Origin of the sequence: Acinetobacter sp. YH12126, from assembly GCF_013418745.1 — a bacterium.
Classification (GTDB): domain Bacteria; phylum Pseudomonadota; class Gammaproteobacteria; order Pseudomonadales; family Moraxellaceae; genus Acinetobacter; species Acinetobacter amyesii.
In genome coordinates this window covers 152,667-171,696 of sequence record NZ_VPBM01000008.1, presented here as the reverse complement: position 1 = coordinate 171,696, position 19,030 = coordinate 152,667, and the positions used below count along the sequence as shown (strand labels likewise).

At 38.5% G+C, this 19,030-nt stretch carries 20 protein-coding genes and 1 pseudogene; 9 read left to right on the top strand and 12 right to left on the bottom strand.

Features of this window, described 5'->3' with window-relative positions:
* Positions 1-5 precede the first annotated feature (5 nt).
* The 5 genes from FTU62_RS07955 to ispH form a co-directional block, all read right to left on the bottom strand.
* Entirely contained in the window at positions 6-767 is a 762-nt protein-coding gene (locus tag FTU62_RS07955; protein ID WP_180102362.1) for a pilus assembly protein PilX, read from the bottom strand.
* Positions 764-1,777, bottom strand: coding sequence for a PilW family protein (locus FTU62_RS07950; protein ID WP_180102361.1), 1,014 nt, complete (start codon positions 1,775-1,777; stop codon positions 764-766). The genes FTU62_RS07955 and FTU62_RS07950 overlap by 4 nt, the downstream gene beginning before the upstream one ends.
* Before the next feature lie 2 nt (positions 1,778-1,779).
* Positions 1,780-2,286: a type IV pilus modification protein PilV gene (gene pilV / locus FTU62_RS07945; RefSeq protein ID WP_180102360.1), complete on the bottom strand. Its 507-nt coding sequence runs from the start codon at positions 2,284-2,286 to the stop codon at positions 1,780-1,782.
* A complete protein-coding gene (locus FTU62_RS07940) occupies positions 2,286-2,774 on the bottom strand; it encodes a GspH/FimT family pseudopilin (protein WP_180102359.1) in 489 nt (162 codons plus the stop codon). The genes pilV and FTU62_RS07940 overlap by 1 nt, the downstream gene beginning before the upstream one ends.
* 165 nt (positions 2,775-2,939) lie before the next feature.
* Complete coding sequence (gene ispH / locus FTU62_RS07935; protein WP_180102358.1) at positions 2,940-3,890, bottom strand: 4-hydroxy-3-methylbut-2-enyl diphosphate reductase; 951 nt, start codon at positions 3,888-3,890, stop codon at positions 2,940-2,942.
* Between the two features lie 133 nt (positions 3,891-4,023).
* Between ispH and gmk the strand changes: the two genes are divergently transcribed.
* From gmk to bfr, 6 genes are all read left to right on the top strand, one after another.
* Positions 4,024-4,647 carry a guanylate kinase gene (gene gmk / locus FTU62_RS07930; protein WP_078189363.1) on the top strand — a complete coding sequence of 208 codons (624 nt, stop codon included), beginning with the start codon at positions 4,024-4,026 and terminating at the stop codon, positions 4,645-4,647.
* 76 nt (positions 4,648-4,723) lie between these two features.
* Positions 4,724-5,005, top strand: a complete 282-nt coding sequence (rpoZ, locus tag FTU62_RS07925; protein WP_067762989.1) for a DNA-directed RNA polymerase subunit omega — start codon at positions 4,724-4,726, stop codon at positions 5,003-5,005.
* A gap of 218 nt (positions 5,006-5,223) precedes the next feature.
* Positions 5,224-7,329, top strand: coding sequence for a bifunctional (p)ppGpp synthetase/guanosine-3',5'-bis(diphosphate) 3'-pyrophosphohydrolase (locus tag FTU62_RS07920; RefSeq protein ID WP_180102357.1), 2,106 nt, complete (start codon positions 5,224-5,226; stop codon positions 7,327-7,329).
* Positions 7,330-7,383: 54 nt separating this feature from the next.
* Entirely contained in the window at positions 7,384-7,767 is a 384-nt protein-coding gene (locus tag FTU62_RS07915) for a RidA family protein (RefSeq protein ID WP_078189365.1), read from the top strand.
* A gap of 218 nt (positions 7,768-7,985) precedes the next feature.
* A complete protein-coding gene (locus FTU62_RS07910; protein ID WP_078192519.1) occupies positions 7,986-8,180 on the top strand; it encodes a bacterioferritin-associated ferredoxin in 195 nt (64 codons plus the stop codon).
* Between the two features lie 256 nt (positions 8,181-8,436).
* Positions 8,437-8,901 (top strand): bacterioferritin, encoded by a 465-nt coding sequence (gene bfr / locus FTU62_RS07905; RefSeq protein WP_180102356.1) that lies wholly within the window; start codon positions 8,437-8,439, stop codon positions 8,899-8,901.
* Between the two features lie 208 nt (positions 8,902-9,109).
* On the opposite strand, the gene tfpZ is transcribed toward bfr, so the two are convergent.
* A complete protein-coding gene (gene tfpZ / locus FTU62_RS07900; RefSeq protein WP_180102355.1) occupies positions 9,110-9,826 on the bottom strand; it encodes a TfpX/TfpZ family type IV pilin accessory protein in 717 nt (238 codons plus the stop codon).
* A 204-nt stretch (positions 9,827-10,030) separates the two neighbouring features.
* Here tfpZ and FTU62_RS17395 point away from each other — a divergent pair.
* Positions 10,031-10,162: pseudogene (locus tag FTU62_RS17395) on the top strand (prepilin-type N-terminal cleavage/methylation domain-containing protein); the annotation flags it as partial.
* A gap of 416 nt (positions 10,163-10,578) precedes the next feature.
* On the opposite strand, the gene FTU62_RS07890 reads toward FTU62_RS17395, so the two are convergent.
* A complete protein-coding gene (locus tag FTU62_RS07890) occupies positions 10,579-10,992 on the bottom strand; it encodes a pilin (RefSeq protein WP_180102354.1) in 414 nt (137 codons plus the stop codon).
* Positions 10,993-11,233: 241 nt separating this feature from the next.
* A complete protein-coding gene (locus FTU62_RS07885) occupies positions 11,234-11,497 on the bottom strand; it encodes a hypothetical protein (protein ID WP_180102353.1) in 264 nt (87 codons plus the stop codon).
* Between the two features lie 711 nt (positions 11,498-12,208).
* Between FTU62_RS07885 and FTU62_RS07880 the strand changes: the two genes are divergently transcribed.
* Together FTU62_RS07880 and FTU62_RS07875 are read left to right on the top strand one after the other, a co-directional pair.
* Complete coding sequence (locus tag FTU62_RS07880; protein WP_180102352.1) at positions 12,209-12,628, top strand: pilin; 420 nt, start codon at positions 12,209-12,211, stop codon at positions 12,626-12,628.
* An 80-nt stretch (positions 12,629-12,708) separates the two neighbouring features.
* Positions 12,709-12,993: a hypothetical protein gene (locus FTU62_RS07875; RefSeq protein WP_180102351.1), complete on the top strand. Its 285-nt coding sequence runs from the start codon at positions 12,709-12,711 to the stop codon at positions 12,991-12,993.
* Positions 12,994-13,050: 57 nt separating this feature from the next.
* On the opposite strand, the gene FTU62_RS07870 is transcribed toward FTU62_RS07875, so the two are convergent.
* The 4 genes from FTU62_RS07870 to FTU62_RS07855 are packed head-to-tail and all read right to left on the bottom strand — an operon-like array spanning position 13,051 to position 18,817.
* A complete protein-coding gene (locus tag FTU62_RS07870) occupies positions 13,051-13,401 on the bottom strand; it encodes a hypothetical protein (RefSeq protein WP_180102350.1) in 351 nt (116 codons plus the stop codon).
* Positions 13,402-13,404: 3 nt separating this feature from the next.
* Positions 13,405-15,459 (bottom strand): hypothetical protein, encoded by a 2,055-nt coding sequence (locus FTU62_RS07865; protein WP_180102349.1) that lies wholly within the window; start codon positions 15,457-15,459, stop codon positions 13,405-13,407.
* Complete coding sequence (locus FTU62_RS07860) at positions 15,456-17,393, bottom strand: hypothetical protein (RefSeq protein ID WP_180102348.1); 1,938 nt, start codon at positions 17,391-17,393, stop codon at positions 15,456-15,458. The genes FTU62_RS07865 and FTU62_RS07860 overlap by 4 nt, the downstream gene beginning before the upstream one ends.
* Positions 17,390-18,817 (bottom strand): site-specific integrase, encoded by a 1,428-nt coding sequence (locus tag FTU62_RS07855; RefSeq protein ID WP_180102347.1) that lies wholly within the window; start codon positions 18,815-18,817, stop codon positions 17,390-17,392. The genes FTU62_RS07860 and FTU62_RS07855 overlap by 4 nt, the downstream gene beginning before the upstream one ends.
* Positions 18,818-19,030 lie beyond the last annotated feature (213 nt).

Here is a 19,030-nt window from a genome sequence, read left to right as displayed (position 1 = left end):
CCCTATTACACGAAATCTTGAGCAATTACATATTCAGTGACTGTCGATTCAAAAGGTACATTTAGTTCTGACAAACACTGAGTTACACTTTTATCCGCCCCTGTAGATGGAGTTACACCACTCGGAATAACAACCTCATTCATGTGAGAGTCAAGACATTCATCAATTTTTGTTTTATCTGCAGTAGTTAAGGCCGGCATGATTGAAACGGCAAAAACTTTAACTGGCTTACTTCGTTGCAATTTCACAGTATTATCATCTGTTCCTAAAATTTGCCCATAGAATGCATCTTTCTCTGCTTCTGATGAATATTTAACAGCAACTTGAGTCATGACAGCCTTACGACCACTCGTAAAAAAATTTGTTCCACTTACATTCGTTTTACAATATCCATCTTTACCAAAGCTATCATTTTTAGGTTTTACATCAGGCGCATTCCATTCAATGATGCTGGCAAGAGTAATATCGAAAAAATTAGCTTGATCCGCACCACGAAAACAAAATACAAGTTCTTTATCTTTATTCACTGCACCATCAATATACCCAAACATTCCGCTACTGCTTAATGACTGAATAATATTATTTTCTTTCTCCACATTAAAAAATGCAGCATCTGCGTTCTGGAGCATCAATTGAGTGGCCTGACTATTTGTTGCAATATTTAAAGTCACCATACTTTGACGGATTGCCAATGTTCCTATAACCGTAATAGCAACAAGTAGAATAAGAACAACAATTAAAGTTGCTCCTCGCTGACTTTTATTCATTGTCCTCTCTCCCCAAAAGTATTACGCAGTGCAACTGTTTGAGAAACCACCTGACGGACATATTTGCTTGTTGTGTTAGTCGGTACTTTCACTGTTACTTTTTTATCGAGTACTTGAAACTCTTGATCATCTTTAATCATTGGTTCATTCCCCACACCTTGTACAGAACGAACTAATGCTCCTAATTGAACAGATAAGATACGTGGTCGGGGAGCACTAAGTGCCATATAATCATTAATAGAAATATATCGAAGCTTTTCACCATTCTGGATACCCAGCATGACATGAAAATAATCGACCCGCTTCATAATAACTTCGCCATCATTACCAAAAGACTCGATCTTATCTGGTAGCGGAGTACCCGATTCACTGTACCACCCAGCATCACACGCCAAGGCCAAAGCAGTATTTGGCTCCTTGCTATCTTTATTGGTATCTTCCCTAAGAAAATAACGCTGTACGATTATGCGCAATGGTGTTTCAACCCCACCAGTCATTACTGGGAACTTGATTTCTTCTCCTTCACAATCAAAACCCCCAACCCAATTACTGCCAACTCTTGTATATTGAGGTCTATACTGAATGACCAATTGATCACTACTTTCCCCTCGTACATTAGACAAACCCGTAGCTCCACTTGACAATAAGTTCGTTGCTACGGTTGTTCCTATTAAGTTTTCAGGCAAATTACTGTAAGTAATATTTGGTGTAACTGTTGTGTCTTTAAAACCATTAGCACTAGAAGTAAGTACAATCCCACCTTGAATCGTTCGATCATTAATTCCAGAATTTAGACTATTAAGATTTGTATGTCTGATATCCTGTGCTATGTATCCCAATCCAAAGTTCGCATCGTCCTGAATATTTGCAAACCCTTGTTGTAATGCACTGCTTTTTTGACCTGTTACAAATAACATGATCGCTGCAGCCATTATAATCAACCCTAGAGCCAGCGATATCATTAACTCAATTAAGGTAAAACCTGTCTGTTTATATGAATTTAATGGCATTTTTAATACACCTCCATAATCAAACAGGTTGATGACGGATCATAAACTGTCCCTGTTGTACAATTTCCTGCATCTTCTTGCCCATCTGTTGCTGCTGTATTTCCCCAAGCAACATAGATACATTTACGATCATCACTATTACCTTGACAATCTAACAAGTTGACTGTCATCCCTACCGAGTTAGCACGCTGCACAACCTGTGCTACGTCATAATCTGCCATTTCACCTGTTGAACACTCTTCTGCTGAACAGTTTTTACTATATTCAGCTTGAGCATCAGCATCTGCTATTTCATCCACATAATTATCCAAAGCGCCACGATTTACCCTAATTCTTTCAGCAAAATCTCGCGATAAATTAATTGCCTGAACTCGATAGCTCCCTTCAGAAGTTGCCTCAACTGCCCTATATTGCAGAGCAATAAATCCCAACACACCCAATGCGAGAATCAGAAGAGCTACTAATATTTCCATCAATCCAACACCTAATTGATGCTTTGTATAGCGCATTAGCAATCTCCCTCGCTAATTGGTCGGAGTGAACCCATTTTTGTTATTGTTATTGTTTTTGATTTATCACCCTCTGCTTCATCGCAGATTACAATTGTTGTATCTGAACTTGCACCCTTCACTTTTCCAGTCATTTCAAACGTAATTGAAGTTTCTGTCCCCGACAATATCGACTTTCCAGTTGGCCCCCAAAGATATAAAAGCTTACTTTCTCTCTGCTTTTTTAAGGTAGCATCCGCAGCAATTTCATCAGAACGTTCAATCAACTTTTCCTGATCTTCTACAATTTCTAACTTTACATCCTGACGAACTAAAACTGCTTGGGCACGTGCTTCCATAATTAAGCCATATAAATCACGGGTACTTTTTGTTAAATTTTGATTCCGAATTAAACTATTGAAAGAAGGCGCAGCGATCGTTGCAATAATCCCTAGTACTGCAATCGTCACCAGTAACTCAATTAACGTAAATCCATTATTTTTCTGCATACTCCCCCCCAAGGCGCGCCAAAATTTACCCTATTAAAAATAATATCCAATTAAATTACAAAACAAACACAAATAAGGATAAAAGGCATAAAAAAACAGATAATTGCCAAAAAGCAATTATCTGTCAATTCTTAAAAAAATTCAGAATGTTAAGTCATTAACACTTTATGCCTGAGTTACAGGAATACGTAACTCTTTTGGCAAACTAAATGTAATATTTTCTTCACGACCATCCAACTCTTGCGGCGCTTTTGCTCCCCAATCTTGCAGTCGCTGAATTACTTGTTTAATTAATATTTCAGGTGCAGATGCTCCTGCAGTTACACCAATTTTTGTGTGTTCATTAAACCATTCTTGCTGCAACTGATCTGCATTGTCCACCAAATACGCATGCTTACCCATCCGTTCAGCCAATTCACGTAATCGGTTCGAGTTCGAAGAGTTCGGGGACCCCACAACCAATACAACATCACATTGCGCGGCCAGATCACGTACGGCATCTTGGCGGTTTTGAGTGGCATAACAAATATCATCTTTACGCGGCCCCTGAATTTCAGGGAACTTCTGACGTAGGGCATCAATGACTTTTGCTGTATCGTCTATAGAAAGCGTCGTCTGAGTTACAAACGCTACTTTTTCAGGATGCACTACTTTTAGATCAGCAACATCTTGTTCATCTTCAACCAAATAAATCGAACCACCATTTTTGGTGTCATATTGGCCCATTGTCCCTTCAACCTCAGGGTGACCTTCATGACCAATCAAAATTGCTTCCACACCTTCACGTGCGTACTTGGTCACTTCGATATGTACTTTAGTCACCAAAGGGCAAGTCGCATCAAAAACTTTTAGCCCACGGCGTTCAGCTTCTTGTTGTACCGCTTTAGATACACCATGCGCACTGAAGATCACGATATTGTCATCAGGCACTTCATCCAGTTCATCCACAAATATCGCACCGCGTTGACGCAAGTCGTCCACCACAAATTTATTATGCACTACCTCATGACGCACATATATTGGGGGATTAAAGCATTCCAGTGCACGGTTCACAATCGCGATGGCGCGATCAACACCTGCACAGAAACCGCGTGGATTAGCTAAAACAATTTCCATAGAATCCTCAATGCCCACTCAATTTTACGGGTATCACTTGAAATAAATGTAAACAATAGACGTCTAACTATTTTGTTTGGCGCGCGTCTGCTCTAAAATAGAGAAGATATTTTATCATATCAGGAAAAATATCATGTCGGGTCTCTTGTTTGTCGTTTCTGCTGCTTCGGGAACGGGCAAAACATCCCTCGTTAAAGCCCTGCTTGAACGTGTAAACAATTTACATGTCTCTGTTTCTCATACCACTCGTGGTCAGCGTCCTGGCGAATTAGACGGCGTACATTACCATTTTGCAAAAAAAGAAGATTTTCTATCTTTAGTGAATGAAGGTGGCTTCATTGAATATGCAGAAGTTTTTGGTAATTATTACGGTACTGCGCAGCGCACAGTAAAAGAACAATTGGCCAAAGGTCATGACGTTTTACTTGAAATTGACTGGCAAGGTGCTGAACAGGTTCGTAAACTTTTTCCTGAATCTAGACAAATTTTTATTCTCCCTCCGAGTCAGTTCGATTTACGTCAACGTTTATCCAATCGTGGTACAGACTCTGTTGAAGTGATTGAACATCGCCTCAGCTGTGCCGTAGAAGATATGCAGCAATACGTTAATTTTGACTATGTCATTATTAATGATGACTTTAATAAAGCACTGCATGACTTAGAGTCTGTGATTATTGCCAATCGTCTTGTTTTAAAACAACAAGCCATGCGCCATGAAAAACTGATTGAGAAATTAATCACCCCTACAGAACAGTGATTAAAACTTGAGTCTATAGACAAAGCACCTTATACTGCACAGTCTGTTAAAAATTTATATTCAAACGAGAATTCTTATGGCACGCGTAACCGTTGAAGATTGTTTAGACCATGTAGACAACCGCTTTGAGCTTGTACTAGTGGCAAGCAAACGCGCGCGTCAATTGGCACGTCAAGGTATCGAACCTACTGTTGAGTGGGACAATGACAAACCAACCGTTGTTGCTCTTCGTGAAATCGCAGCGGGTCACGTTTCTAAAGACATTTTGAAACAACGTGAACAAGACTACCAAACTTCAAGTTTAGACCTTGCACTTTCTGCAAATAACCTAAACTTAGACGGTTTTTCTTTCCAATAAGATAAACCTGACCTTAAAAGCCTAGTTTTTAACTAGGCTTTTTTTATGGATTCTCTTTAATATTTTACTCAGAACAGTTATAACATAAGCTTAAGAAGTGCAAAGCAAGCGAAAAAGATTTTCATTTTTTTAAACTAAAAAATTGACAAGTCATGCAATATGCATTTCATTAAAGTATTAACCGTTTCATTTGTAAATTAGTAGTAAAAGGGTGTTCTATGCCAGGCCCAATGGTCAGCCAAGCCAAGCAACAGTTAAATGTGATAATCGACGCTTACCTTTCAGTAAGTGATGTCGAACGCGTGCTTGAAGCTTGCGACTATGCGGATATTGCCCATGATGGCATTACACGTAAAAGTGGCGAACCCTACATCCTCCACCCAATTGCGGTGAGCTGTATTTTGGCGCATATGCGTCTTGATGCGGAAACTTTAATGGCTGCTTTACTACATGATGTCATCGAAGATACCGAATTTACAAAACAAGATATTACTGAAAAATTTGGTCTGACCGTTGCTGAACTCGTCGACGGCGTCACTAAACTCAGCCACTCTAGTGATAAAGAATATAATAAGGCAGCATCTTTCCGTAAAATTCTGCAAGCCACACTACAAGACCCACGTGTCATTATTATTAAACTAGCAGATCGCTATCATAATATGACCACACTAGGTGCTTTACGCCCTGACAAACGTGCTCGTATTGCCCAAGAAACCTTTGAAATTTTTGTGCCTATGGCACGCCTTGTCGGTATGAATGAAATGGCCGACAACCTTGAACATTTGTGTTATCAAAATCTAGATTTAGATATGTATAACAATGTTCAAGAAGCTTTATTACAAACCAAACCGAAACGCTGCGAATACCAAACCAAGTGGGAAAACAACCTCACCGCCTTACTAGAACAACACCATATTTCAGGTCGAATTAAAAAGAAGAATAATAATATTGAATTACTTCGTCACTTTGTAAAAAACGATATCGATCTGCAAGAGCTCACCCATAGTCATGCCTTTGAAATTATTTTACAAAGCATTGCAGACTGTGACCGACTTGCTGATATCCTCAAAGAAAGCTTTAAAGTTCTAAATTACGCCGATCATATCCGTCGCCCACTCCCTGGTGGCAACCAGTCACTGATGATGCGCTTAAAAGGTGAAAAAACCATTTTATCGCTGACCATCCAAACGGAGCTGATGCGCAAAGCAGCGCGCTTTGGTGTGGTTCTTGGTGAAAATGCACCACAAGCTTGTCGCTCAGCGATCCAAGCCTCCATGCAAAATTTAAACGTGTTAGTCGATGGCGCATGTGCCAAGACCACATTTAGTGAATTACTCGATTATCTACATCAAGAGAAAATTTGGGTTTATACCCCACACGGTCATTTGCATGAACTCCCTCAGGGTGCCACAGCGGTTGATTTCGCTTATTCAGCAAGCTTATTTTTGGGCAATCATGCCGTTGGTGCGAAAATTGATGGGGAAACCAAGCCCCTTTCAACACCATTATTGAGTGGTCAAGTGGTTGAAATTATCACCGATGTTCTTGCAACACCAAACCCTGACTGGCTGAGCTTTATTAACACCCAAAAAGCCCGTCGTGCATTACAAAATATCCTTCGTGACCAAGACCAAGACGAACAACGTTTAGTTGGTCAGCAAGCTTTAAATCGCGCATTAAAACTCTTTAACCGTTCTGTGAGTGATTTGACATTAGCCGATTGGGAAAATGTGCTGAATTGGCGTCATTTAAATGATAAAGAACAATTGTTTGAACAGATTGCAGTCGGTGACTTACTACCTCAATTGGTTGCCAATCATTTATATGCTCAAGACACCTTTCAGACTTCAAATTCTGCACGCTTGATCTTGGGCACAGATGGTGTCGACGTTAAATATGCGCACTGCTGTAACCCGGTTTTAGGTGATCCAATACAAGGGCATTTATCACGTCGTGGTTTGATTGTGCACCGTTCACGTTGTCACAACTTATTGCATGAACAGCATTTACATCCTGAAAATATCATGCCTTTACACTGGACAACAGAAGACAGTGAAGACATTAGTTTTACAGCCTATTTATGCCTAAACATCCTGTTAAATGATGAGCAAATTTCAGAACTGATCTATCTATGCCGTAAAGAAAAAGTCGGTGTAGAAACTGTCCGCTCACATGAAGAAAAAACCTATGTGAATATTGTTGTACATAACCGTAAACAAATTGCCGAAATTATCCGTAATTTAAGAATGCATTTTGGCTTCCCACGCATCAGTCGTTTGGCACAACCTGTTGCTATAAATGAACCTGCGAAAGTTGCCAGCTAACCTGACACCACATATGTATATGTGACGTGTCTGTGATGATAATAGGAGAAATAGATGTCCCGCCAGGTAATCCATACTGAAAATGCACCCGCTGCAATTGGTACTTACTCACAAGCCATTTTAGTGGGCGACACTTTGTATTTATCAGGTCAAATTGGCTTAGATCCATATAGCATGGAGCTGGTAGAAGGCATTGAAGCTCAAATTCGCCGTGTATTCGACAACTTAAAAGCGGTATGTGAAGCTGCAGGTGGTACGCTAGCCGATATCGCTAAGCTGAATATTTTCCTCACCGACCTTTCTAACTTCCAATTGGTCAACCAAATTATGGGCGAATACTTTGCTCAACCCTACCCAGCACGTGCAGCACTCGGTGTAGCAAGTCTACCAAAAGGTGCTTTGGTTGAAATGGATGGCGTAGTGATTATTAATCAATAACTTGTAATATCTCAACCAAGCCTTTCACAAAAAATCTCATTCTAAAAGATCAAAAAATCTTAAGCGAAAATCTGAGCATCACTCGGATTTCCGCTTAAATGACAGTTTTTATTCAAAAACTCAATCACCTTAAAAGCATTTTTAAATGATTTTCATTGACAGACGATAATAATTATCAATAATATTACTTATCCCATTTATTCACTTGGTTTAATTTCATGTACGTTTGTTTGTGCCGTGGTATTACTGATCAAGACATTAAAGATGCAATTGCCAATGGCGCAGAAAGCTATCGTGAAGTTCGCGATATGCTCGATTTAGGCACCTGTTGTGGTCGCTGTGCTCCTGAAGCACGTATGATCATCAGTGATGAAGTTGCACAAATTGCAGCCCGTATCGCAATTGCTGCATAAGCCAAGCTTTTAAATTTTCTCAACAATCATAATTATAAAACCAATGGTCTCAGACCATTCCTCCTCCCCCGCTTCTGACTCTAAGCGGGTTTTTATTTATTAAAACCTGAAAATTAGTGCCTTGTTTTGATTGTGATTTTCATTTGCTGTTCTATAAAACACTCGCTAAATTACACTTTGTTGTTTAAGATATTTCTATTCTAATATCGAATTTATATTGCTTAGTTCGAGCTTTATTGCAGTTAAGGAGTCAGACATGAAAGGCAATCGTGATGTAATTAATCAGTTAAATCAGGTGCTTTATCATCATTTAACTGCAATTAACCAATATTTTCTTCATTCACGTATGTTTAACGATTGGGGCATTGAGCAACTGGGTTCTGCGGAATATAAAGAATCAATTCGTCAAATGAAGCATGCTGATAAAATTATTGAGCGTATTCTATTTTTAGAAGGCCTGCCAAACTTGCAGCACCTCGGTAAACTCTATATCGGTCAGCATACCGTTGAAGTCTTAAATTGTGATGTACGTAAAGTCAAAGAGAACATTGAAGCCATTCAAACTGCAGTTAAACTAGCAGAAGAACAGTTAGATTATGTCACTCGAGATCTGGCTCAAGAAATCTTAGAAAAAGAAGAAGAATGGTTGGATTGGGCAACAACTCAGCTTGATTTAGTTGAATCTGTTGGTATAGAGAATTACATTCAGAGCCAACTGTAGTTTTAAGACATGGTTGCTAAATAGACCAAAAAATGCTTATACCCCATTTAATATATGACCCACGGACAGTAAGGAATAGGGATAAACTACGAAGGAAAAATCAGTATGATTAAAATTATGGCTTTCATAAAACCATCGATGCATCCAGATATTACACAATAAGTAAATCACAAATTAAAAGGTAATCTACTTTTTTATAAACTTATTCTTACCACGGTCGCAGATCTACAATGTCAATCACATCAAAGTTCTGAGCAACCAAAACTGTCATATCTTGTTCAAGTGCTTTTAATGGGAAGAAATAGCGTGCTTGAGGGTATTTCTGCAATTGAGCCTGAACCAAGGCTGAATCATTAAACTGAGTCAACTGTTGTACAGGTATCGCATACTTTTGCATGTCGTCTTTGGCTTTTGACCATGCAATATGACGCTCCTGAAATTGCGCCAAACTATAACCTTTTAATTCAAGCGTGAGTTCTTCATCATATTTTTTAGGGTCTTGGCTTAATTTTACTGCGGTATATTGAGGACCTAGCCATGGGCTAGACACAGCTTGACCTGCCGGTGCGACTACATCACTATGTCGAATCAGCTCATAACTATTTTTGTAATAGACCAGCCATGCCGGACGCCCTTGTGCAATATTATAGAGTCCATAACCAAGCGCACACAGCTGCAACACAATAATCACACTTAAATCAAAGACAAGCGTTTTCTTGCCTTCTTTATACACAATAAAACTTAGAATTGGCCCAATCACCAAATCAATGCCAATCAGCATAAATAAAATGTGACTCACACCTACGGCTTTTGCCAAGGGCGTTGGATACCACACGCAAAAAATTAGTGCTAATACCATGCATGCAATAAAAATTGAGCAGAACAAATGTGATAAAAAGTATCGAGATCTCTTACCTAACTGCATTTTTATTTCCTATAATCATGCAATGACAAAAAACAATAAAATCCAACAACAGCAGAAATTGCTATATTTCTACAAAATTTGTCATAATCTTACCATAATAAAATTAAATTATATTTATAACAAATTGATTATTAAAAGTTTTTTTATGGCATATAATTTGCGATAAGACTTAAATAGAATAATCACCATTGAGTGAGTACTGACATGAAAACATCTCAACACGGGTTTACCCTTATCGAACTCATGATTGTTGTGGCGATCATTGGTATTTTAGCCGCGGTTGCGATTCCTGCTTATCAAAACTACATTGCACGTGCCCAAGTCACTGAAGCACTCACTTTTGCAGCCAGTTTTAAAAACAAAGTCAGTGATACATTTTGGTAAACTGGCAACTGCCCCACCCTCAACAATTTAGGCGTGAGCGCACCGCTATTTGGCATAAGTGAATATCACTACGCGTAGTGGCGACCAATATAACCTTGCCATTACTTTTAAAAGCAGTAATATGTCTGCAGGGCTGCTGTCAAAAAATCTAAATTTGGCATGATGACCGACCCAAGTAACCCGAGTGTTAGCCAATGGGACTGTACCTCGAGCGATATTGCACAAACGTTATTACCTTTGACCTGTCAAGGAATTTAAATACATATCAAATAAGGCTGCTATGCAGCCTTTTTTATATCTGTCATCACATACCGCTCAATTTTAGCTATAAAAAAAGCTGCCGAAGCAGCTTTTTTTTATGCCTAATATTACTGACCTGCACACGCTTTTGGTACATATTTTTGAGCAGCATTTGATGAGCAAGTCCAAGTTACAGAACCTGTTGCATCAGCAGGAGTTAAAGTTAAAGTTTTGCTTACGATACCCGCAGAAACACCAGTACCTTTCATTGTTGCAGTGATCACACCATCAGCCACAGCAACTTGGGCAACATAAGCACCAGTGATGTCGGTAGCTGCAGGGATACCGTTAGAACCTGAAGAAATACCAGTGAAAGTACCAATTTGGCCATACGTTTCAGTTACATTGGTTTTTTGGCCAGAAGCAAGTGACATTGCTTCAGTCATTTGCGAACGCGCAATGTAGTCTTGGTAAGCAGGAATCGCGATTGCAGCAAGAATACCAATAATTGCAACAACGATCATTAATTCGATATATTCCATAAGTCACTTTATATGGACACACCTCAAACCATTGAATTATATTAATTTAATTCACCATCCATTTTGTCCATATGGACATGCTTTTTAATGGACAAATTTTTTAAGTTTGTCCATATCAAAAAAAGGTCTTGGTTGAGTACGGTAAGATAAATTTTTCAGAAACAAATGCTTCATGGTAGAGCTGAGAATATTAGACCATTACATTTGGGATTCTTAGAACCCATTCCAATGAATGATAGGTTCACTTCAGCCCAAACTCATCTAGGCTTGCAGGATCAAAATTTTCATCAAACATAAACGCATCTCTACGCTCTTTCTTTAATATCGCCAGCACATAAAAAAAGCATTTCTCACACAACTGCAACTCATATCGTTCTCCATCATGTGTAGAACCATAACCCCAGTGTGCCGATAAGGTTGCAAACTCTAATTTTGTTGATTGGTTACATACATCACAAACCACATCTGTTATGACTTCGACTTGTTGCAGTTGTTTGATTTCCATAGGCGACTCCTGATCTCAATTGAATTCTTCTCTATCCTAGGCAACTGCCACGGCACAAAATAAGTGGGATGCTACTGTAATGCTAATCAGTTAAGGAGTTTCGTATTAAGTCCCTTAACTTTTTAGTTCTTTATTACGGAGTCTTACCGTTTTAAATTTAATTTTAGGAGTTCGTTTTGTTCTTTTGTTTCGCCAAAAGAACCAAAAACATTTGTCATCCGCAAAACCTGTTCACTGTCTGCATGTAAAACAACCTTTGTTGCAAAAACAGTTCCTTTAAAAAGTCGGACAGGTTGCGGATGACGTTATCGCGTATCGAATAACCTCTAGGATTTAAAAAGAAAACGCCAGTCAATTTCTTAACTGACTGGCATTAGGGCGCTACTTTTCTTTTTAAAGTATGCTAGGCACTGCTCAAACCCTTAACCGCTTCTCCCTGCACGACCCTTTCTTTTAAGTGAGCAAATGTTAAGCCTGTCTTAACCCAAAACGATTGACCATAAGCACTATCACAATGCATACAAAGCTGACAATTTACGTCACTTTATTACATAAAATTACCTAATATTTTTTTGTGACTGTTAATCACATAAACAATGTATTGATTTCATGTGAGATATTTAGATAATATGCTTTGGCACACTTTGTGCAAACTATAAACCAGCTTACAAAGCTTATAACTAAATTAACAAAACATTTGTGGAGAATGTTATGAACGCACAAAAAGGCTTTACGCTCATCGAGCTCATGATTGTTGTCGCTATTATTGGTATTCTAGCTGCGATTGCGATTCCAGCATATAGTAAATATCAAGCACGCTCTAAAGCTGCTGCTGCTGCTGCTGAACTAGCTGGTGTTAAAACTATAGCAGACCAACTCATTAATGATGGTGTTGTTGCTCCAGCTGCTAGTGATTGGACCGCCCAAGGGGTGGATCTTGCCACTGCAAATTGTACTACTGTGAGCACGATTGCTGCTGGTGCTGGTACACTTACTTGTACATTAGCGAATGCTCCATCTCAACTTACTGGTGTAGCATTAGTTGTAACTCGAACCACTGATGGTCTTTGGTCTTATTCTCATACTGGAACACCATCTGACGTAAATATTCTTCCAAAAGCATACCAATAATAGGTCTTGAGTAATTTAAATAAAGACGCATCAAATTTGATGCGTTTTTTTTGTTTTTATCACTCTAAAAGGAGAAATTTATGCTTTTAGAAGCACTAGAAAAAAACTTATCGCCACAAGCACGACAGAAACTCAATACATTTAAAGCCTTAGTCAATCCAAGCATGAATGCAAATTTCAATTCAAGTGATGAACTTGCATGGTATGACTTTATTATTCAAATTCACTTGGATCAATCTGAAATAGATTCTGAAATTTTTCAGCAATGGTTAATACAAGATATTAAATTTTCAGAAAAAGCAACATCCATTCTTTCTGATCGCTTAAGCTCAGGTTTATCTCTACTCAATCATTATGAAAGTTGAATTCATCTAAAATTAATTTACCGCTAATTATTAAGTTAGCGGTATGATCACTTAATCTTAGGCTTTCTGCCTCAACTCAAAATTTTCCAACAACAGCGAATTCATCTTTTCCAGCAGTTTTTCATAATCCTCCTTTAACTGCTCATAATCTGTTTTAACCGCCTTGGTCTTGATTTTTGCCTGTTCAATCTGTTGTGCAGGAGAAAGGTTTTCTTGCCCCATTTCCTGCGCAGCTAGCTCAATTGCCTCTATAAGTGCAGCATGACGGCTTTTCTTAATCGAACCCCGCTTACGCCCAGCCTCAAGTGCCACAGTATCATTATTAATCGCAGAACCTTTGGGTAGGACGTTTGGTTTATTGGCTTTTAACCGCTCTAAAGCGGCTTTATAATCATTAAGTGCAGTCATGTTTTAAATCTCAATATTGATCGTTTTAATTTTTCGAATCATTTTATCTAAAGCTGTAATGTCGCTGTCCATTTGTTTGTACAGCAAACTACTATGTACTTGCGCATCTCGCACTCGTTGCAATTTCTGAACTGCTTTCTGCATTTTATCAGCACTGACGGAATCAAATACCGCATGAGCACAACTCAAGCAACTAGTCATAGCTGTAAAAGAAATTTTTTCGCAAGAATCTGGATTTGTACAAGCACCAAAAAGACTCGGTTTATAGGCAATTTCCCCCCTCTTCATGCGCTTGATGGTTCCATCACGGTCTGGAAAAACCGTCAACAATTGCTCACGGTCTTTTTGCAACTGTAAGTAGGTTCCCGCACCACCAAATAGCTTACTAGAGCTATTAATCACACCCTCTTCAAATTGCGCATAAGAATGCACTAACCGCTGATATTCCAGCTCTTGAATAAATTCCTTTTGGCTATCGCTGGCTAAAATATTCGGAGCAAATACTGCATTGTCTCGGTAATAAAGTGTCATTGCTTCGGTTAAATGCTTATATTGAACCGACAAAGCTGCTAGCCCAATAATCCCTGAACGCGCACCATATACAGCTAACGAGCGTCTAAATTGATGCGTACAAATATTCCAATATTCACCAATTTGACAGTCTTTTTCTTCACGCCAATTGCGGAAACCATCGAAAGCTTCTAACTCCGCCAGATCCTCTTCACAAATTCGTAGATCATCACCAACAACAGACAGAATTCGAGGTATGTAATGATTAAAACTCGAATATGAACGAATAGGTGCTCCGTTAAAGTGTGATACATAATCCGTTTCCTTCTTGATATTCAGATTTTTTTTATGTCTATATTTTTGAGAAAATCTTGTTGGAAATAGCGGGTATTCTGCAGGATTAGACATATCATAATGCGGATTGAGCAAGGCATAGATTTCGCCAATACTTTGTGCTGCATTAATACCAAACTGAATATCTTCAAACGTGATCCAATATGTCGATTTATTACCACCGCCATGCAGTTTAGAGGTATAACCCATCAGTACATGCACAACATGCTCATTACTCTGAACAGTTTGATAGCAGTCATAAGACAGTTGATTCACTTCATTGTCACGCATACCTGTGAATAGGTGAATCCAAAGCTTCGCTATACCTTGAATTAACGTGATATAGCGAGTTAGATTCGCGTGTTTTTGAATGTTATTATTTTCAAAAAAATCAGTTAAACCAAGCAAATCACGAGCATCGGTAAAACTTGTTGCATGCTGTGTTCGTTTAAACTCAGCCGGCATACGAGCAAAATTCTTGTCTTGCAGGATACGCTGAAACCATTGCTGTAAGGCAGGTGCATTTTGGTTAAACTCAGTCAGCTTTTCAGACAACCCATTGATTAATTTTATATAAATTCTAGATGGAATAAGTTTGGTTTGCGGTCCAATTTTGTTAGATTGTATCCGCAATTTGGCAATGACTTTTTCCAGATGCAAAATCGGCTTATAGAGAGTAAATGCAGGAATAAGGTCAGGGTATTGCTGCTGTATAGAAAAGCAATCTTTCAGCAAAGCCTTGAGACATGAAGCAATTCTAAAACTGAATCCCACATACGCTTCTTGTAATTTTGTAATATAGACTGCATCTGTAAATAATTGCTGTAAAGTGCAGCCATTTCTATACGCAATTGCAGCTAAATGTCGTAGTACAGTATGCCGATTTTCAATACTTTTGATAATCGGCTTACCTGTTTTGACGTATAGCAGCGCAAAAGCGATTTTTTTCATTTCTGTGCGAATTTGACAGAAGAGAAAATCATCTTCACGTGCACTGTGAAGCCATGTATTAAAATTTAATCTACAATGGCAATTCGGTAAATAGGGTGAGAAGTCCCAAATATCATCTCCGTATTTAGACAATGTTGCACTATTTGGCATTCGGGATAGAATAAAGGATGCAGGAACAGTAAGCTGATTATTTTCAAGATGATACTCATCTGGTAAAAATTGTTTAGCACCAATCGCATATAAATAAGAATTAAAGGAACTCATGACACCCATCCTAGCTCGACAAGCAACTCAAAATGATTCAGCCAATATGCATCTAAATCGCCACTTTCAACCTCTTCTTGAATCGAGAAAATACGATCTCGTAAAGTAGCGTAAGTGTTCGACAGCTCAGTGAGCACTTCATCAATACGATGTAGTACAACCCCGAACTGTTGTTCCCACTTGATTAGATTAGTTGCTTTTTGTTTGACGTAGCCGAGTAAACTTTTTAGTGACAAAAGCTTACGTACGTCTTCGTCATCGGCATGAATTGCATAGTGCTGGCAGAACAGGCAATGCTCAAATTGTTGGCAGTTAGGTGTAGGAGCTTGCTCGGTTAAACCGAGCGCTTTTTCAGGTTGTAGTATTGTAGTAGTGCATGCACCGACAGGTAAGATATGACTATCTAGAGTCACATCAATAGTTTGCACAGCAATATGTTCAACAGTTCGAGTTTTTGCAACCGAAATGCTTCGCAGCTCATTAAAAAATTGAGAAATTTGCTGACCTGCTTCTTTAAATGAAGTACGCACATAATTATTTCGGGCTGTATCGAGTGAATGCCCCATTTTTTCAGCTTCGAGCAAGAGATCACCATTACTCAGCTCAACATATTGACTACTGACGTGCTTACGCCATTGCTGCGGAGTAATCCAAAACATTTTTGGAAAAATACGCTTTAAAAATCTTTTGACTAATTGCAGCTTGCCGTATCCAACTGGTCCAAATTTTTGAATTTCATTACGCAGTGGAAAGACAAAACCACACTGCTCATCTTGAATATACCAAGCTCTAAGTTCCAAAATTTTCCTAAAAATTGGCTCAAATTGAATCCCAAATTCAGGTTGAACTTGTTTTCCGCCTGCACGGCTTTTCGTGCCTGAAAATCGCCTGCCCTGAGTGGAGGGCAAAACTTTCATAGTCTCCAGTTGCAATTGCTGAGCCGTGTCTAAATTTGCTCCAGTCTGTGCAATAAATAACAGCATACCGATGACTAAACCATAGGAGGCGAGTCTTTCACGCTCTATGTGTCGCTTATCTACATTACGTTGTTGCAATTTATGCAGGGTTTCATTACGGTTTTCACGTAAGCGTTTTCTATGCTCACTATCTTCAGCAAGCTCAAAATCAGCCAGCATTTTGGAAAAAGCTGGGATAACTGCATATTTGGCTAAATAGCTTTGCATATCAAATTGAATATGCTGTTTTTCAGTTTGATGATGAAAACCGGAATAGAAAAAGAAACTTTCTTCATCAATCGATTGAAAATGAGCGGGGAAATTTCCCTCCTGCACAACGATACGATGAATTTCTAGAAATACATTCAACAAGGTAGCATAAGTCTTCTGATGATCCTGTTCAGCTAAAGGCAAGATAGGAACATCATAGCGCTGTGACTGTACTTGCAGTGCTTGTGCGAAAATATCAGCTTCATGACAGTTAAACGCATAAGCGATCACTTTGGCTACATTGCGTTGATAAATCTTAGCTGTATGGGCTACTAAATATTTTGCTACTGTATCAGATAGCAAAGTCCGATCGACGAGATGCTTACTGTAACGCTGGTAAGCATCTATCACACTGATTTTATCCGATAGATCAAAAACTTTCTTTTGCTGATCCACCCAATCTAGAAACATTTTACTAGTGTAATAAAAGAGTCCTTTTGATAAATCTGATCCATTCATTTGCATCAAATAATCTGTCAAGCATTGCAAAAAGTAGCGTCTTTTTTCATCAAAAGAGGCAGACATTTGCTGTTCAGACAAAACATCTCTAGATGCTCTTTTTTTATAAAACAATATTCCAATATCCAAATTCTTAGAACCAGAAGCAGCTGTTTTATCTTTACCTACAAGCACAAGGCGTTCATGTTCTGTAATTTGTATGTCTACATTAGAAATATCTACAAAAAAAGGAGAGCTATTAAAATTCATAAAGCATCTCCTGTTTTATTCACAGAAGACATCACGTATTGCATTAAACTCGATTCATACTCATGCTGAACTTTACTTCGCCACTGTAACCGTGATTTATAATTCAGATACTGCAAGGTAGTTTTTATGTTGCTATGACCCATTCTAGCTTGCACATATTCCACTGCTGTCATGTGGCTATGTCCATCAGGTAGGTATTTCAACTGACTCTCGAGCAGATTCATACCAAAACTAGCACGCAAATCATGAAATTTAAAACTTTGAAATTGCGTATCAATTAATCTGATTGTAGGTAATAACACTATTTTTAAATAGCTACGTACTGCTTCACCTTCGTACAGTTTAAGTTTTTCAGTAATGGATTCTGAGGCTTTGATTCTTTCAGTTAGTTCCTGTTGTTCTACTTTACTTGTATAAAAAGGAGTGCCTAACTTGGTGAGAAACACATAATTTTCATTTGAATCACCATAATTTGACTTTATTCTACGTTGACGAGCCTGTTCACTATTAATATAGATTTTAATGTCGTGCGCTAGCCACTGTGGAATCAACAACGTCATTGGCTTTTGAAACTTGGTATCGATGCCAGTACCCGCACCTACTGGCAGGCGAATAAAACCATGACTATCTGGCTGACGCTCTACCAAATATTTAATCCGCAAAGTACAAATCGTTTGCAGGCGAGCACCTGTAAAAAGTGCAAGATAAAATATTAACTGATATTCACGTGATGATTTTTGCAGTGCTTTTAATACTATCGCTTGCTCTTCAAATATCAGCGGTCTCAGCTCACCGCCATCGATAATAGCTTCAGGGTTTGGGGCTTTACCTGGAACACAAATCGAAAGATCATGTGACTTGATCGCCATTTGCCTACTTGCGCCAAATTCATTATCCACTGCAATGTATTTGTAGACATCTTGAAAAGGGATACCATAACGCTGATGATCAACCAAATCTTCTGTCACAAGAAGTCGATAAAAATTCACCGCGGCATTAATTCTGCCACGAGCGGTGCTTGGTTTAATCAAGTCTGCATTGGTCTGCTCTATTAATCGAGTACGGTATTTAAAAATTGCATTCAGTTGTTTCACTTTATTAAACTTTAAACAGTCAAGCTTTTCATCTTCCAAGAAGCGTAAAAAATCGACCAATTGATCTGCTATTGATCCAAAGGTCTTAAAGTTATAATTTAATGTTTGCTCTAGTTTCTTCAACAAGTACAGATTAAAAATTTCTGATGCGCTGCCATCCCCTTGAATAATTACGGGGAATTCTAAATAGACATCACCATACTTTTCAAATTCTGCATCATCTAAACAACGTACTGCTTGAGTTAATGTAGACAACTGAAATTTTGTGAGAGTCACAACTTCAGCTTCGGACCGGTAGCGCGACTGACCATTTTTAAATTTAGTGCTCATTTGAGTCTCCTGTTTATTAAAAAACAGGCAAAAAGCGATTTTGAGATAGGATTGACAAGATTGTCCCTATTCATCAAAATAGAAGTGTCTGGACGCCAATCAAGACACTATATAAAGGCTCATACTAACAACATTAATGTTTTAAGTATGGGCTTTTATACTTTTTGCCGAATAAAAAGTTAATTCAATTTTTTAATCGATTCTCCATGCTTT

Bases quoted from the DNA above. Each gene is read 5' to 3' on its own strand.
- pilV (WP_180102360.1), bottom strand. From the start codon at position 2,286: ATGCGCTATACAAAGCATCAATTAGGTGTTGGATTGATGGAAATATTA.
- FTU62_RS07910 (WP_078192519.1), top strand. From the start codon at position 7,986: ATGTACGTTTGTTTGTGCCGTGGTATTACTGATCAAGACATTAAAGAT.
- FTU62_RS07885 (WP_180102353.1), bottom strand. From the start codon at position 11,497: ATGGAAATCAAACAACTGCAACAAGTCGAAGTCATAACAGATGTGGTT.
- FTU62_RS07890 (WP_180102354.1), bottom strand. From the start codon at position 10,992: ATGGAATATATCGAATTAATGATCGTTGTTGCAATTATTGGTATTCTT.
- FTU62_RS07865 (WP_180102349.1), bottom strand. From the start codon at position 15,459: ATGAGTTCCTTTAATTCTTATTTATATGCGATTGGTGCTAAACAATTT.
- FTU62_RS07880 (WP_180102352.1), top strand. From the start codon at position 12,209: ATGAACGCACAAAAAGGCTTTACGCTCATCGAGCTCATGATTGTTGTC.
- FTU62_RS07940 (WP_180102359.1), bottom strand. From the start codon at position 2,774: ATGCAGAAAAATAATGGATTTACGTTAATTGAGTTACTGGTGACGATT.
- FTU62_RS07860 (WP_180102348.1), bottom strand. From the start codon at position 17,393: ATGAATTTTAATAGCTCTCCTTTTTTTGTAGATATTTCTAATGTAGAC.
- FTU62_RS07855 (WP_180102347.1), bottom strand. From the start codon at position 18,817: ATGAGCACTAAATTTAAAAATGGTCAGTCGCGCTACCGGTCCGAAGCT.
- FTU62_RS07950 (WP_180102361.1), bottom strand. From the start codon at position 1,777: ATGCCATTAAATTCATATAAACAGACAGGTTTTACCTTAATTGAGTTA.
- FTU62_RS07870 (WP_180102350.1), bottom strand. From the start codon at position 13,401: ATGACTGCACTTAATGATTATAAAGCCGCTTTAGAGCGGTTAAAAGCC.
- FTU62_RS07955 (WP_180102362.1), bottom strand. From the start codon at position 767: ATGAATAAAAGTCAGCGAGGAGCAACTTTAATTGTTGTTCTTATTCTA.
- FTU62_RS07875 (WP_180102351.1), top strand. From the start codon at position 12,709: ATGCTTTTAGAAGCACTAGAAAAAAACTTATCGCCACAAGCACGACAG.
- gmk (WP_078189363.1), top strand. From the start codon at position 4,024: ATGTCGGGTCTCTTGTTTGTCGTTTCTGCTGCTTCGGGAACGGGCAAA.
- FTU62_RS07915 (WP_078189365.1), top strand. From the start codon at position 7,384: ATGTCCCGCCAGGTAATCCATACTGAAAATGCACCCGCTGCAATTGGT.
- rpoZ (WP_067762989.1), top strand. From the start codon at position 4,724: ATGGCACGCGTAACCGTTGAAGATTGTTTAGACCATGTAGACAACCGC.
- FTU62_RS07920 (WP_180102357.1), top strand. From the start codon at position 5,224: ATGCCAGGCCCAATGGTCAGCCAAGCCAAGCAACAGTTAAATGTGATA.
- tfpZ (WP_180102355.1), bottom strand. From the start codon at position 9,826: ATGCAGTTAGGTAAGAGATCTCGATACTTTTTATCACATTTGTTCTGC.
- bfr (WP_180102356.1), top strand. From the start codon at position 8,437: ATGAAAGGCAATCGTGATGTAATTAATCAGTTAAATCAGGTGCTTTAT.
- ispH (WP_180102358.1), bottom strand. From the start codon at position 3,890: ATGGAAATTGTTTTAGCTAATCCACGCGGTTTCTGTGCAGGTGTTGAT.